Consider the following 13719-nt stretch of genomic DNA (forward strand, 5'->3'; position numbering starts at 1 on the left):
AGTCCAGCGAACGAAGTGAGCGACAGTTGAGCGCATTGTTATGCGCTTATGGATAGCGCGACCGAAGACTCGATCTGGCTAATGATTGATGTTGGTGCAGCCATAAAAAGTAGCATCTCAATTTGGTAGGGCTTGCTGTTTATGCCAAAAATTTCGTGCGCTAGTTTCTTTAAGAGTTCGCAGTAGTGATGAAAGGCAACCTTGTGAGTTTTGTAGCTGAACTCTGCTTTGGTTAGGCGGAATATTGTTTGCATATCGTATTTCGCCAATTCACTGCTTCGACCAATTGGCTGTGGAAACAATTCTTTTTGCTTTGAGTGATTAAAGATTAGCCAGTTTAACGTGTAGATGGCGCGCGAGTCATATATGGCGTATTCGTTGGGATTGATGAATGACGCGACTTTTGATAGGGATGAGATACATTCAAAAGAATGCCTGGTTAGTGATTTTTTGTTCAGCTCTGTGAGGAAGTTTATTATCCGGCGATCATTTTTGTCGTTCTTTTTGAAAGAGCCAATTCGACCCCATTCTTGGATGGCCCAATAGTGGCTGGTCAAGGTGCTGTCGTTTAGTATGATTTTATAAAAATTTTCCTTAAGGAAAATATTCTTTGAGTGGCCGTCTTTGAGTTCTGCTGGGATGCTGATTGGGCAATTGTTTGGAATGTCCCATTCAAATTTCGAAAGTGATAGCTCTTTAGCTAGCTCTTTGAGTGCGTTAATCAAGGCGTCCATTGGTTACTCAGCTTGTGCATAACGTTTGGTTAAGGGGCGGCCGCGAGCGTAGCTTGCGGACGTCCAGGAGTGAGCGCAGCGAACGACTTGAACCAATTGTTAGGCCTTCCGTGCACGTAGCTGAATGCCCGCACGATGGCGGAGCGGGGAAGGGATGGCAAGCCGTGCTTCGGTATTGGCCGGGAGCTGCGCCCCGCGGACTTTCAGGCGCGATACGGGGTTTTGGCCCTGACTTGATGCCTGGCGAGCAGCTATGAAGTGGATAGTGGCTGCGGACTGTTGTATATGCGGTAGTAGATTGCCGTTTGCACGATGCGTATTGCGTGAACTTTTCAATGCTTCCATGCCCGCACAATTCCTTTATCTAACTTGCAGCCTAACGATTAAGCTAACGGGCGAGCAAAAGCGCAGCTTTTGCGAGTCCAGCGAACGAAGTGAGCGACAGTTGAGCGCATTGTTAGCGGGGCTCCCGCGATGCTTTATAGGAATATGTTGAGGGCTCTAACTTGAACAACACATTGGATAGTTTTATGTCGAATTTTAGTTTCTCAGGGCCTAAGCTTTCACGCATTGCTGTGCATAGGCGGGTGAATGCTAGTATTTCCTGCTCTTTTTCAAGTGTTCCACCTTGAAGCCAAAACTCCTCTAAACACTCAACTACTTTTGTGCTTGCGCAAATGCAGACTCTGGTTTTTGCATCGTTGAGTGCACCAAGCTCTGCGGCTTCATCTTGAGTTCTGCCGCTGCGGCGAGCTGAGAACAAGAGAGATGTGGCAGTTATAAAGTCCTTGTAAGAGTCGAGCCTCATTTTGGCCAGCTCATCATTTCGGCTCTTTCGTTCAGATAGATAGTGCCCAAGAAGGGCCCCTATTACTGCTGAAAGAAGAGCGATCAGTGCAGATTCCATTTGAGTTCCGCTAACGTTCAGGTTAAGGGGCTGGCTTTAGCCAGTCCCAGCGAGCACAGCGAGCGACTTGAACCGCTAGTTAGCGGGAGTGGCATTGGATGAATGCAACCGAACAAGCGCCGCTGAATGTAACCGAGTGAAAGCCGTTGGCCAACGTGCGAAATGTTGCCAGCCTTGGAGCTGGAAAATGCCTTACCGCCAGCGCCGCCGATGGGCCGGAAAAGCCCAAGCAAAACGGAAGAGGGCAGCGCAAATAAGCGCCAAAAACTGCTTTCAACGGAGCGTAAGAACAAAACCATTTGTGCATCCTTGCCGAACTAAAAAGAACCGGAAATCCAACGACGGCTAACGTTTGGTTAAGGGGCCGGCTTTAGCCGGTCCCGAGTGAGCGAAGCGAACGGCTTGAACCAATTGTTAGAGCGCTACGTATCAAGTGGTATTTCAGTCCACGCTGCATCATTCAAGATTCGGGGGAAGCATTTTTCAGACCATCCTTATATTTTTTAAGATGATTTTCTTGCGTTCTTATTAAGTAGTTGTTGATATTGCTGACTTTGCTGAATATCGTTTTGCGGTATTTTTTTTGATCTTTGGCTAAAAGGCTAGTATCTGGCTGTAAGGTGTTTAGGTGATTTTGCCACTTTAAAACATTAATTGCCGATTTGAAGAAGATGATCTCATCTCTGTAGGTGTGTAATGGGGATAATTTTATTTCCTCATTATGTAAGTGCCTTGTAAAGGCTCCGTCTTCAACTTTAAATATTGCTCCTGCGCCGGTTTCGAAATCTAGGCTGTTGGATCGAACATAATCACAATTATAGTCCTCAATCTGGCCTTCAATAAGGCCGCCTTTAAACATAGGTTGATATATTTCTATGCACCTAAGCCCAGTCGGGAATCGAATTAATGGGTGCATTATTCTCTCTTGGCCTTTAGATATGTCAGCCTCCACTCGACTATCCGACTCTTCCTCAGGGATAGCCTTAATAGTTTTGGGGTATGGGAATCCAATGCGCCTAGAAAAAAGAAAATGAAAAGAAATATTAGTAAAATAGTAGTTATTTATAATCAGAGTGAAAGCGCTTGGGGTAAAGGCGAAAGATAAAGTGTCCGATCCACCAAAATTAAGTTTTGGAGTGGAAGAGTCTGACTTTGCAACAAAAAGCGCCCTATCATACTGGCCGATTCGTGTGGAAATATGGAATGTCGGGCTAATGTTGGCGATATTTTTATCTAGCTGATGGTAACCCAGCCATAGGCCAACCCTGACTTTGTCAAACCAATCAAGAAGAATGCTAACTTCGTTAGCTGTTAAATGGTCATCGCTAAGAATTTTCTCAACTATGTTTTTGGTCTTACCCTCCAGCTCTGAATATGTTTGATTGCATTTATCACAAGCTGGAAAAGTGAAGGCATCAAATGAATATTGTCTTTGGGTAAAGGCTTTTTCATCCGCAGTTTTAATCATTCCAAGATTGACTTTTCTTTGTGGCTTTCCTGTTAAGGAAATAAGCCAGTGCGGTATTACATGTTCTTTTGTTTTGCTGTTAGGCTTTTGCCCGCAAAACACACAATATTTAGATGGCTTCACGATTTTCTTTGAGCTCTAACTATAAGTAGACGACACAAGTGGCGTAATTTATTACGCCACTTGTGTCGCATAACGTTCCTTGTCGTCCGGCAAGTCCTTGTCTAGCCTGCAAATCGCATCAGGAGATGCGACAACAGTCAGGGAGCAATAGCGACATGGATGACAAGCCCAAGCTGCTCGATCAGGTGCGCGAGCAAATTCGCCTTCGACACTATTCGATTCGTACCGAAAAAGTCTATCTGGAGTGGGTGAAGCGCTTCATCCGCTTCCACAAGTACCGCCATCCGCAGGAGATGGGGGCTGCGGAAGTTGAGGCTTTTTTGAGTCATCTAGCTGTGCGGTGGGATGTGGCGGCGTCCACACAGAATCAGGCGCTGTAGGCGATTCTCTTCCTTTATAAACAGGTGCTGCAGATTGAGTTGCCCTGGATGGACGGGGTGATTAGGGCGCGACGGCCGCAACGCGGTACGCCGGGTCGGGCTGCATAAACCGGCCACGCCGCATACGTTGCGTCATTCCTTTGCCACGCATTTATTGGAAAGCGGGCAGGACATCCGCACCGTGCAGGAACTCCTGGGGCATTCGGATGTGAAGACGACGCAGATCTATACCCATGTGCTCAACCGTGGCGGCATGGGGGTGCTGAGTCCTCTGGATCGGGGATGAGCTGTGGCTGTAGGGGCGTTATCGTGGCTGAAGCCACTCCCACGGAGGCGGTGCATGCGTGGAGATTGTGTAGGAGGGGCCTTGGCCGCGACGGGTAGTGAGGATTTGTTGAGGTTGGTGGTGCCTCGGACATTGTTGTCGCGGCCAAGGCCCCTCCTACGAAGATCGGGAAGAGTTGTTTGGTACTCAGGTTTGGCTGTGCAACATGAAAAAGCCCCGCAAGTGCGGGGCTTCTTTATAGCGGCAGCGGTTAGATCAGTTCGGCCCAGAGGTCGTACTCGTCGGCGTCGACGATGCGCACGCGCACCTTGTCGCCGGGCTGTACGGCGGTGGAGTCGATGAACACGCTGCCGTCGATTTCCGGGGCGTCGGCCCAGGAGCGGGCGACGGCGCCTTCGTGGTCGACTTCATCGATCAGCACTTCGATCTCGGTGCCGACTTTGCGCTGCAGGCGTGCGGCGCTGATGGCCTGCTGATGGGCCATGAAGCGATCCCAGCGATCCTGTTTCACATCGTCCGGCACCGGCTCCAGGCCCAGGTCGTTGGCCGGGGCGCCATCCACCGGGCTGTACTGGAAGCAGCCGACGCGGTCGAGCTGGGCTTCGGTCAGCCAATCGAGCAGGTACTGGAAGTCTTCTTCGGTTTCGCCAGGGAAGCCGACGATAAAGGTGGAGCGGATGGTCAGCTCCGGGCAGATCTCGCGCCAGGCCTTGATGCGGGCCAGGGTCTTGTCCTCGAAGGCCGGACGCTTCATGGCCTTGAGCACTTTCGGGCTGGCGTGCTGGAAGGGGATGTCCAGATAGGGCAGCAGCTTGCCTTCGGCCATCAGCGGGATCACGTCGTCCACGTTCGGGTAGGGGTAGACGTAGTGCAGGCGCACCCACACGCCCATGCTGGAGAGCGCCTCGCACAGCTCCTTCATGCGCGTCTTGACCGGCTGGCCTTCCCAGAAGTCGGTCTTGTACTTGAGGTCGACGCCGTAGGCGCTGGTGTCCTGACTGATCACCAGGATTTCCTTGACGCCGGCCTTGACCAGGCGCTGGGCCTCGGAGAGCACGTCGCCGACCGGGCGGCTGACCAGCTTGCCGCGCATGGAGGGGATGATGCAGAAGGCGCAGCTGTGGTTGCAGCCTTCGGAAATCTTCAGGTAGGCGTAGTGGCGCGGGGTGAGCTTGATGCCCTGCGGCGGCACCAGGTCGACATAGGGGTTGTGGTCGGCCTTGGGCGGGATCACCTCGTGCACGGCGTTGACCACCTGCTCGTACTGCTGCGGGCCGGTGACGGCCAGCACGCTCGGGTGTACGTCGCGGATGGCGTTCTCGGACACGCCCATGCAGCCGGTGACGATCACCTTGCCGTTCTCGGCGATGGCTTCGCCGATGGTGTCCAGCGACTCGGCCTTGGCGCTGTCGATGAAACCGCAGGTGTTGACCACCACGACGTCGGCGTCCTCGTAGGTCGGCACGATCTCGTAGCCTTCCATGCGCAGCTGGGTGAGGATGCGTTCGGAGTCGACGGTCGCCTTCGGGCAACCCAGGGAAACGAATCCGACTTTCGGTGTGGCGGTGGACATCGGCGGCTAACCTCAAACGGGCGCTGGGGGGGGCGCCTCTGATCAAAAAGTGCGCAATTCTAGCGGCGAGTCGTGCGCTTGAACAGCCTGGCGACACGATAGAAAGCAGTGTGGTCGCTGCTGGCTAACCCTCAAGGGTTATTGGTCGGTCTGACGCTTGCCCGTAGGCTCGGGTGCCTAACGATAATCACAAGTAAAAGGTACTGACTCATGGCCGAGCTGGCAGAGCAGGGCGCATCGGCGCCGCCCACACATCCCCGCACGCTCATCGGTTGGGGCCTGCTGGCTCTGGCGGTGGTTTTAGCCCTGTGGATGGGGCCGGTGGAGCGCGGTGATGCTCCGCATCTGGGCTGGATCAGCCTGTTGCCGACGCTGGCGGTATTGATGCTGGCGCTGAGTCTGCACCGCACCCTGGAAGCCCTGGTCGGCGGTTGCCTGTTCGGTTACCTGATGCTCGATGGCCCGGGTTTTCTCATCGCTTTCGCCGACAGTGGCCTGAAGGTCATGGGCAACCCCACCATCGGCTGGATCATTCTGGTGTGCGGCTTCCTCGGCAGCCTGATTGCGCTGCTCGGCCTGTCCGGCGCCACCCAGGCGTTCAGCGAATGGCTGGGTTCCCGCGTCAAGGGGCGGCGTGGCACGCTGCTCAGCGCCTGGGCGCTGGGCCTGGTGATCTTCATCGACGATTACCTCAACGCCCTGGCGGTCAGTGCCTCGATGCGCAAGCTGTGCGACCGCTTCAAGATTTCCCGGCCGATGCTGGCCTACGTAGTGGACTCCACCGCCGCGCCGATGTGCGTGCTTGTGCCGATGTCGACCTGGGCGATCTACAGCGCCGGCCTGCTCGAAGGTAACGGCGCGGCCGCGCAGGGTGAAGGCCTGAGCCTGTACCTGCAGGCCGTACCTTATATGTTCTATGCCTGGATCGCGCTGCTGCTGGTGCCGCTGGTGGGCTCGGGTCTGATTCCGCCACTGGGCCCGATGCGCAAGGCCGAGCAGCGTACCCTCGATGGCACGGCGGTGATCGAGGACGGCGATCTGGACCAGCCTTCCACCCAGGCCCGCCCGCGTCTGATCAACTTCCTGCTGCCGCTGGCGGCGCTGATTGGCTTCACCCTGTATTTCGAGGTCGATGCCTTCAAGGGCACGGTTTGCGCGCTGCTGCTGACCATTCTGCTGTACGCCGCCCAGCGTCTGGCGAGCCTGCACGAAATCTTCGAGTCGGTGCAGAAGGGCTTCCAGAGCATGCTGATGCCGCTGGGCATCGTGGTGACCTCCTTCGTGCTGCAGGACATCAACGACAAGCTCGGTCTGACGCCCTATGTGATCGACTCGCTGAAACCCCTGATGACCGGCAACTGGCTGCCGGCCGTGGCCTTCATCACCCTGAGCCTGATCACCTTCAGCACCGGCTCGTTCTGGGGCACCTTCGCCGTGGCGTTCCCCATCGTGCTGCCGCTGGCCGCCGCGCTGGATGCCAGCCTGCCGCTGACCATCGGTGCCGTGGTGTCGGCCGGTGCTTTCGGTAGCCATGCCTGCTTCTATGGCGACGCCACCGTGTTGTCGGCCAAGGGCAGTGGCTGCACGCCGCTGGAGCATGCCCTGACCCAATTGCCCTATGTGCTGATCGCTGCCGCGCTGAGCACCGTTCTGTTCGTCGTTCTCGCCTAAGGAGTTGGTATGCGTCGTACTGCGTTTTTCAGCAAGGAAATCTGCTTCTGGCACGATCCGGGCCCCTGCGGCCCGTTCGACAAGCCGGGTGGCTTCATCCAGCCGCTGCCGGCTGCGGAGCACCCGGAAACCAAGCGCCGCATCCGCAACCTGCTGGATGTCAGCGGCCTGCTGGAGCAGCTGCAGCAACCGCGCAGCACCCCGGCGCGGCGCGAAGACCTGGAGCGTTTCCACACCACGCGCTACCTCGACTGGCTGGAGGCCGAGAGCGCCAAGGGCTTTGGCGATGGTGGCGAATGCGCGCCGTTCCGCCAGGATGCCTACCAGATCGCCTGTCACTCGGCCGGCCTGGCCATCGATGCGGTGCGCGCGGTGCTCAAGGGCGAGGCCGACAACGCCTATGCGCTGACCCGCCCGCCAAGCCACCACGCCGAGCGTGATCGTGGCCGCGGCTTCTGTCTGATCGGCAATATCCCGGTGGCGATCGAAACGGCGCGGGCCGAAGGCCTGGTGCGTCGCGTGGCGGTGGTCGACTGGGACGTGCACCACGGCAATGGCACCGAGCAGGCGTTCTACGACAACGGCGAGGTGCTGACCATCTCCCTGCACCACGCCAACAACTACCCGGTCGACTCCGGCGATGCCAGTGATCGCGGCGAGGGTGCTGGTTTTGGCTACAACCTCAACGTGCCGCTACCGCCGGGCTGTGGCGGCGGCGCCTACCGTGAGGTGTTCGAGCGCCTGGTACTGCCGGCGCTGGAGCGCTTCCAGCCAGAGCTGATCCTGGTCGCCTGCGGTTTCGATGCGGCGGCCTTCGATCCGCTGGGCACCATGCTGCTGAGCAGCGCCGACTACGCCTGGATGACCGGCCAGCTAATGGCGGCGGCGGATCGCCTGTGCGGCGGGCGCCTGGTGATGACTCACGAAGGCGGTTATTCCGAAGGCTATGTGCCGTTCTGCGCCCAGGCCGTGCTGGAAACCCTTTCAGGTATCAGCACCGAGGTGCGCGATCCGGTGCTGGAGGATCTGCAGCGCTGGGGTGGCCAGGACCTGCAGCTGCATCAGAAAGCCCTGATCGACTCGCTGGTGCCACATCTGGACGCGATCAAGGCGGGCTGACATGCTCGTCGCATGATGAGTGTGCTCCCCGATCTGTCCCCGCTTGCGCCCCTGGTCGCCGCCGTGCGCCAGGGGCGTTTGCTCGAAATGCTCGACCCCGCGCTGCAGGCCCTGTTTCCCGGCGTCGGCTACGCGCTGTTCCTGTTCCGCCCGGGCTGTCCGCCGAGCTGTCTGCTGGACAACCTGGCCGAAACGCGGCGCACCCAGGTGCTCGACCCTTACCTGGACGGCATGTACCTGCTCGATCCGCTCTACCACCATGCCAGCCGCCAGCCGCGCGAGGGTGTGGTGTCGCTCAGCGAGATCATGCCCGAGGGCTTTCGCCAATCCGACTATCACCGTCAGTACTACAAGGGCATCGCCCTGCATGACGAGTTGATGCTCTGTTGCAACCTGCCGGAGGCGGTGCTGGTGCTGTCGATGGGCTGTTATGAGAGGCCAGGTCCGCGTCGCCTGCGCACCCGGCTGGAGAGCCTGCAGCCGCTGCTGACGGCCTTTCTGGTCGAAGGCCTGGGCAACCTCAACCTGGCCGGGGAGCAGGGCGCCGCGCCGGAGTTACTGGGTGACCTGGAGGGTAGCGAAGCGCTGAGCCCGCGCGAGCAGCAGGTGGCGCAGTTGATCCTGCGCGGCTTCGCCGGCAAGGCGATTGCCCGACAACTGGGCATCAGCCCGGAGACGGTGAAGATTCATCGCCGTCATCTGTATCGCAAGCTGGGCGTGGCTTCGCAGGCTGAGTTGTTCAGCCGTTTCCTGCATAGCCGGGGGCTTGAGCGCTAGCACCCGCAGCGTGCGGTGTCAGCCCTTCAACTGGTTGGCAAACTGCCCCACGGCGTCGACCACACGCTGGGCGCCATCCTGAATCTCGACGATCACCGCGCCGGCCTGGTTGGCTAGGCTCAGGCCCTGCTCGGCCTGCTGGCGGCTGCTGGCCATGCTTTCCACCGCGGTCTGGGCCAGGGCCTGGTTCTGTTGTACTACGTCGACGATCTCCTTGGCCGCCTGGCTGGTACGCGCGGCCAGGTTGCGCACTTCATCGGCGACCACGGCGAAGCCGCGCCCTTGCTCGCCAGCGCGGGCGGCTTCAATGGCCGCGTTCAGGGCGAGCAGGTTGGTCTGGTCGGCAATGCCGCTGATGGTCTTGATGATCGAGCTGATCAGCTGCGACTGCTTGTCCAGTGCCTCGATGCCGGCTGCGGCTTCCTGCACTTGCTCGGTGATCTGGCGCATGACTTCGACGGTCTGGCTGACCACCGTCGTGCCTTTTTGCGCCGTGGCGTCGGTTTGCTGGGAAGTGCTGTAGGCGATGGTCGCCGCCTCGGCGACAGCTTCTTCCTGGTTGACCTGGTCGGTGATCACCGTGGCGAATTTGACGATCTTGTACAGCTGGTCGTGGGCGTCGTGCACCGGGTTGTAGGACGCCTCCAGCCAGACCACGCGACCATGGCTGTCGACGCGCTTGAAGCGGCCAGCGACGAATTCGCCACGGTTGAGCTTGGCCCAGAACTCGCGGTAGGCCTGGGAGTTGTACTCCTCGGGTTCGCAGAAGAGGCGGTGGTGCTTGCCCTGGATTTGCTCCAGGCGATAGCCCATGCCGTCGAGGAAGCGCTCGTTGGCGGTGATCACCTCGCCGGCCAGGTTGAATTCGATGACCGCGGTCGAGCGCAGCAGGGCGCTGATGATGCCCTGGTGCTCCTTGGCGGTTTCGATGGTGCGGGTCAGGTCCTTGGAGCACACGGTAAAGCCGATTAGCTCCTTGCGGCTGTTGTGCGAGGGTTGCCAGATGGTGCGCAGCCAGGCGTCATCGCCATTGGCCCGGTTGAGGTGAAACGCGCCACTGATGTGCCTGCCCTGTTCCAGCGCTTCCATTAGCGGTCTGAAGTTGGGGTCGCGTTTGAAGGACTCGGGGATCAGGCTGCGTACGTCGCGGCCGATCAGGTCTTCGCGGCGGTAACCCATCTCGGCCAGGAACAGGGCGTTCACGTTCGTGATATACCCTTTGGCGTCGAGGTCCAGAACCAGCATTTCTTCCAGCAGTGACTCTTTGATCTGGCGCGTGCGCGCGAACTCTTCGCGCAGGCATTCCAACTCTTCCTTGAGACGTGAATTGAATCCGAGCATGTGGGCCACCACTGGGGAATGACTGCGTGTTCCAGCTTTTTCGGCGCAGTTGTGCGTTTCTGAAGGACTACCTGGAAATTTAGCCTAGCAGTGCTTTGCCATGCTGCTCAGTCGTGCCGTGTGCGCTTAAAGCGCCCACCGGGGCAGCCGCAGGTTGTCATTCGAGCGTGTTGGCCTGGCGCAGAGCCGGTGCCCGCTCAGAGCTGCGTGCGGTACTGGATGAAGCCGGAGCGTTCGGCGATGCGGTCATATAGCTGGCGGCCGCGGTAGTTGTCTTCCTGGGTCAGCCAGTGCACCCGCGAGGCGCCAGCGGCACGGGCCTGGGCGTAGACGTGTTCGATCATCCGCCGGCCGATGCCGCTGCCGCGCAGGTTCTCATCGACGTACAGGTCCTGCAGGTAGCAGTAGTCGCCGGTGGTCCAGCAGGAGCGGTGGAAAATCCAGTGCACCAGGGCCACGGCGCGACCGTTCTGCCAGGCCAGAGAGGCGTGCATAGGCTCGGCGGGGTCGAGGAACCGTTGCCAGGTCAGCGCGCTGGTCTCGCTGGCGATCTCGGTCTTGTAGAAGCGCTGGTAGCCCTGCCAGAGCGGCAGCCAGGCGGCGTGGTCTTCTGCCTCGACGGCGCGGATATCGAGTGTGCTCATGGTGGCGTCCTTGATCGGTCAGGTGTGCATGCGGGCGGCCAGCTCGCGGTCGCGCGCGTCGGTGCTGTTGAGCAGGGCTTGCTGTACGCCTTGCTGGTCGGCGGCGCTGCGGTTCTGGCCGAGCTTCCACTTGCCTTCCAGGCGGCGGATCGGCAGGGCGAAGCCGACGATGGCGCGCAGCATGCTGTCGAGGTATTCGCGCGGCGCGTCGTCCACCGACCAGGGTTTGGGCTGGCTGGCTTCGTGGCGGTCGCTGAGGCGGCTGACCAGGTTCAGCAGGCGCTGCTCATCATCGAATATTTCCGCCTGGCCGTAGGCGTGAACGGCGATGTAGTTCCAGGTCGGCACTACCTTGCCGTGCTCGGCCTTGGCCGGATACCAGCCGGGGCTGACATAGGCATCCGGGCCCTGGCAGATCACCAGCACTTCTGTGCCCAGCGCCAGCTCGCGCCAGTGTGGGTTGGCCCTGGCCAGGTGGCCGTAGAGCGTGCCGAACTCGCCTTCTTCCTCAACCAGCAGCAGGGGCAGATGGCTGGCCTGCAGGCCGCTCGGGCCGTGGCTGACCAGGGTGGCCAGGCGGCAAGCGGCGATCTGCCGGTGCAGCTCGGTGAGGTCGTTCTGGCAAAAGGCGGAAGGCCGGTACATGCGGTGGTCCTCTGGCGTGGTGGCGCCATGCTAGGCAGGATATTGGCCTTCAAGAAGATCCATTTTTCGTGACTTTGATGGAGCCAATTCATGAGCATGCCAGCCCCGTTACCGGTCGACCTCTCCGGTATCCGTCTCGACCCTGAGCAGGGGCTGGCCCGCCAGCTTTACCAGGCGCTGCGCGAGCGTATGCTCGATGGGCGTCTGGCGGGTGGTGTGCGCTTGCCGGCCAGTCGCGACCTGGCCAAGGTGCTGGGCGTTTCGCGCAACACGGTGGGCAGGGCGCTCGACCAGCTGTATGCCGAGGGTTATGTGCAGGGCCGGGTGGGCGATGGCACCTACGTGGTGGAACTGGCCGGGGTAACGCGGACGCAGTCGCTGGCGAGCCAAGGCCCGGCACCTGGCGCGGCCTTGCAGCGGCTGCAGCAGCACCACCTGGCCGCACCACTGGAGGGTGCGCCGCGCGCCTTTCGTGTCGGTGTGCCGGCCTTCGACCTGTTCCCCTTCGAGACCTGGGCGCGGCTGTCGGCGCGCTTCTGGCGCAAGCCGTCGCCGGCGCGCCTGGGCTATGGCGACCCGGCTGGCGACATGCAACTGCGCGAGCTGATCGCCGCGTACCTGCGCAACAGCCGTGGCCTGCACTGCGACCCGGCGCAGATCGTGGTCACCTGCGGCGCCCAGCAGGGCATCAGCCTGTGCGCGCAGCTGCTGGTGCAGCCCGGCGACCGGGTGGCAGTGGAGAACCCCGGTTATCGCGCTGCCGGGCATGCCTTCGCCGTGGCCGGCGCCGCGTTGCAGGGCATTTCCGTGGACGGCGACGGGCTGGACACCACCGAGCTGGAGCGGGCAGGGCGTTGCCGGCTGGTCTATGTCACGCCTTCGCACCAGTACCCCACTGGCGTCACCCTGTCGCTGGCGCGGCGCCTGGAGTTGCTGGACTGGGCCGAGCGCGAGGATGCCTGGATCGTCGAGGACGACTACGACGGCGAGTATCGCTACAACGGCACGCCCCTGGCGCCGCTGGCCGCGCTGGATCGCCAGGGGCGGGTGCTGTATGTCGGCACCTTCTGCAAGATCGCCTTTCCTGCCCTGCGCCTGGGCTATCTGGTGCTGCCGCCGCATCTGGCCGAGGCTTTTGCCCGGCGCCGCGCAGTGGACATGCGTCATTCGGAAATCGGCACCCAGGCGGTGATGGCCGAGTTCATCGCTGCTGGGCACTTCCAGCGGCACATCCGCCGCATGCGTAGCGCTGCACGCAACCGCCGTGATGCTCTGCTGGCCGGCTGGCCAAGCGCGGTGCCTGGATGTGCGCCGCTGCCGGCGGTGGATGCCGGCCTGCACCTGAGCCTGCGCGTCGAGAGCCTGGCCCGCGAGCGCGAGCTGATCAACAGCGCCGCAAGAGCAGGTGTAGAGTTGAATGCGCTAAGCAGCTACTGGTTGCCCGACAGTGCCATGGCCGAGGATGACCGGGCGGGCCTGGTGCTGGGTTTCGCCGCCGTGCCGGAGGCGGCCATCGGCGAGGCGCTGCAGGCACTGCACCGCGCCTGGGCGACAACGCCGGGCAACACCCAGCCGTAGGAGGGGCCTTGGCCGCCATGCCTTTGCGGCTCAAGTTGCGGTTAGGCAGGCACTGCCCATCAGTGTGGTTGCGCGCCATTAGCGTCGCAGGGTCAATAGGAGCCGTGCCAGAGCATCGCGGCTGAAGCCGCTCCCACGCGAGTATGTCTGGACTTCTGTGGGAGCGGCTTTAGCCGCGATTACCCCATACAGCACCTGGCCGTAGGAGGGGCCTTGGCCGCGATTAAATGCCGGCCTCTTCACCAATGCTCAGCAAGCGAAATTCAATGTTTAGCCATGCTGCAACTGAACGTGTAAAAAATGCGATTTAACTGGCGCTAGAGGGCGTGCGAGTCTCTGCGCTCATGAGTGCATCTCTTCCTCTTTCGCCCTGCCTACAGGCCAGCCCGGGTTCTGCTACGGCACAACCGCTGGCCTTCTGGGCGCTGTGGCACTGCCGGCATGCCCGGCCACCGGATGTGGTGTTCGCCTTC

General features: G+C 60.1%; 11 protein-coding genes and 1 pseudogene. 5 read left to right on the forward strand and 7 right to left on the reverse strand.

Annotated features, from left to right (window positions below; translation table 11 throughout):
• Positions 1 to 38: 38 nt before the first annotated feature.
• From P7A97_RS12095 to P7A97_RS12105, 3 genes are all read right to left on the reverse strand, one after another.
• Positions 39 to 734 (reverse strand): hypothetical protein, encoded by a 696-nt coding sequence (locus P7A97_RS12095; RefSeq protein WP_277690206.1) that lies wholly within the window; start codon positions 732 to 734, stop codon positions 39 to 41.
• A gap of 457 nt (positions 735 to 1191) precedes the next feature.
• Entirely contained in the window at positions 1192 to 1641 is a 450-nt protein-coding gene (locus tag P7A97_RS12100) for a hypothetical protein (RefSeq protein WP_277690207.1), read from the reverse strand.
• Positions 1642 to 2101: 460 nt separating this feature from the next.
• Entirely contained in the window at positions 2102 to 3232 is a 1131-nt protein-coding gene (locus tag P7A97_RS12105; RefSeq protein ID WP_277690208.1) for a hypothetical protein, read from the reverse strand.
• A 155-nt stretch (positions 3233 to 3387) separates the two neighbouring features.
• On the opposite strand from P7A97_RS12105, the pseudogene P7A97_RS20565 reads away from it, so the two are divergent.
• Positions 3388 to 3898, forward strand: a pseudogene (locus P7A97_RS20565) (phage integrase N-terminal SAM-like domain-containing protein).
• Positions 3899 to 4148: 250 nt separating this feature from the next.
• Here P7A97_RS20565 and rimO read toward each other — a convergent pair.
• On the reverse strand, positions 4149 to 5471 hold the full coding sequence (rimO, locus tag P7A97_RS12120; RefSeq protein WP_277690210.1) for a 30S ribosomal protein S12 methylthiotransferase RimO: 1323 nt from the start codon (positions 5469 to 5471) through the stop codon (positions 4149 to 4151).
• Positions 5472 to 5681: 210 nt separating this feature from the next.
• On the opposite strand from rimO, the gene P7A97_RS12125 reads away from it, so the two are divergent.
• From P7A97_RS12125 to P7A97_RS12135, 3 genes are read left to right on the forward strand one after another with little or no spacing between them, the layout of a single operon-like run.
• On the forward strand, positions 5682 to 7142 hold the full coding sequence (locus P7A97_RS12125; RefSeq protein WP_277690211.1) for a Na+/H+ antiporter NhaC family protein: 1461 nt from the start codon (positions 5682 to 5684) through the stop codon (positions 7140 to 7142).
• 9 nt (positions 7143 to 7151) lie between these two features.
• Entirely contained in the window at positions 7152 to 8261 is a 1110-nt protein-coding gene (locus tag P7A97_RS12130) for a class II histone deacetylase (RefSeq protein ID WP_277690212.1), read from the forward strand.
• A 12-nt stretch (positions 8262 to 8273) separates the two neighbouring features.
• Positions 8274 to 9038: a helix-turn-helix transcriptional regulator gene (locus tag P7A97_RS12135; protein WP_277690213.1), complete on the forward strand. Its 765-nt coding sequence runs from the start codon at positions 8274 to 8276 to the stop codon at positions 9036 to 9038.
• An 18-nt stretch (positions 9039 to 9056) separates the two neighbouring features.
• Here P7A97_RS12135 and P7A97_RS12140 read toward each other — a convergent pair whose 3' ends face one another.
• From P7A97_RS12140 to P7A97_RS12150, 3 genes are all read right to left on the reverse strand, one after another.
• Positions 9057 to 10379 (reverse strand): methyl-accepting chemotaxis protein, encoded by a 1323-nt coding sequence (locus P7A97_RS12140; RefSeq protein WP_277690214.1) that lies wholly within the window; start codon positions 10377 to 10379, stop codon positions 9057 to 9059.
• A gap of 197 nt (positions 10380 to 10576) precedes the next feature.
• Complete coding sequence (locus P7A97_RS12145; protein WP_277690215.1) at positions 10577 to 11023, reverse strand: GNAT family N-acetyltransferase; 447 nt, start codon at positions 11021 to 11023, stop codon at positions 10577 to 10579.
• Between the two features lie 18 nt (positions 11024 to 11041).
• Positions 11042 to 11668: an FMN-binding negative transcriptional regulator gene (locus tag P7A97_RS12150; RefSeq protein WP_277690216.1), complete on the reverse strand. Its 627-nt coding sequence runs from the start codon at positions 11666 to 11668 to the stop codon at positions 11042 to 11044.
• Between the two features lie 90 nt (positions 11669 to 11758).
• Between P7A97_RS12150 and P7A97_RS12155 the strand changes: the two genes are divergently transcribed.
• Positions 11759 to 13246, forward strand: a complete 1488-nt coding sequence (locus P7A97_RS12155) for a PLP-dependent aminotransferase family protein (RefSeq protein ID WP_277690217.1) — start codon at positions 11759 to 11761, stop codon at positions 13244 to 13246.
• The last annotated feature ends 473 nt before the right edge of the window (positions 13247 to 13719 follow it).

This window comes from Pseudomonas sp. GOM6 (genome assembly GCF_029537485.1).
GTDB lineage: Bacteria > Pseudomonadota > Gammaproteobacteria > Pseudomonadales > Pseudomonadaceae > Aquipseudomonas.

Coding starts and splice junctions, on each gene's coding strand:
- P7A97_RS12095 (WP_277690206.1), bottom strand. CDS start 734: ATGGACGCCTTGATTAACGCACTCAAAGAGCTAGCTAAAGAGCTATCA.
- P7A97_RS12100 (WP_277690207.1), bottom strand. CDS start 1,641: ATGGAATCTGCACTGATCGCTCTTCTTTCAGCAGTAATAGGGGCCCTT.
- rimO (WP_277690210.1), bottom strand. CDS start 5,471: ATGTCCACCGCCACACCGAAAGTCGGATTCGTTTCCCTGGGTTGCCCG.
- P7A97_RS12125 (WP_277690211.1), top strand. CDS start 5,682: ATGGCCGAGCTGGCAGAGCAGGGCGCATCGGCGCCGCCCACACATCCC.
- P7A97_RS12130 (WP_277690212.1), top strand. CDS start 7,152: ATGCGTCGTACTGCGTTTTTCAGCAAGGAAATCTGCTTCTGGCACGAT.
- P7A97_RS12135 (WP_277690213.1), top strand. CDS start 8,274: ATGATGAGTGTGCTCCCCGATCTGTCCCCGCTTGCGCCCCTGGTCGCC.
- P7A97_RS12140 (WP_277690214.1), bottom strand. CDS start 10,379: ATGCTCGGATTCAATTCACGTCTCAAGGAAGAGTTGGAATGCCTGCGC.
- P7A97_RS12145 (WP_277690215.1), bottom strand. CDS start 11,023: ATGAGCACACTCGATATCCGCGCCGTCGAGGCAGAAGACCACGCCGCC.
- P7A97_RS12150 (WP_277690216.1), bottom strand. CDS start 11,668: ATGTACCGGCCTTCCGCCTTTTGCCAGAACGACCTCACCGAGCTGCAC.
- P7A97_RS12155 (WP_277690217.1), top strand. CDS start 11,759: ATGAGCATGCCAGCCCCGTTACCGGTCGACCTCTCCGGTATCCGTCTC.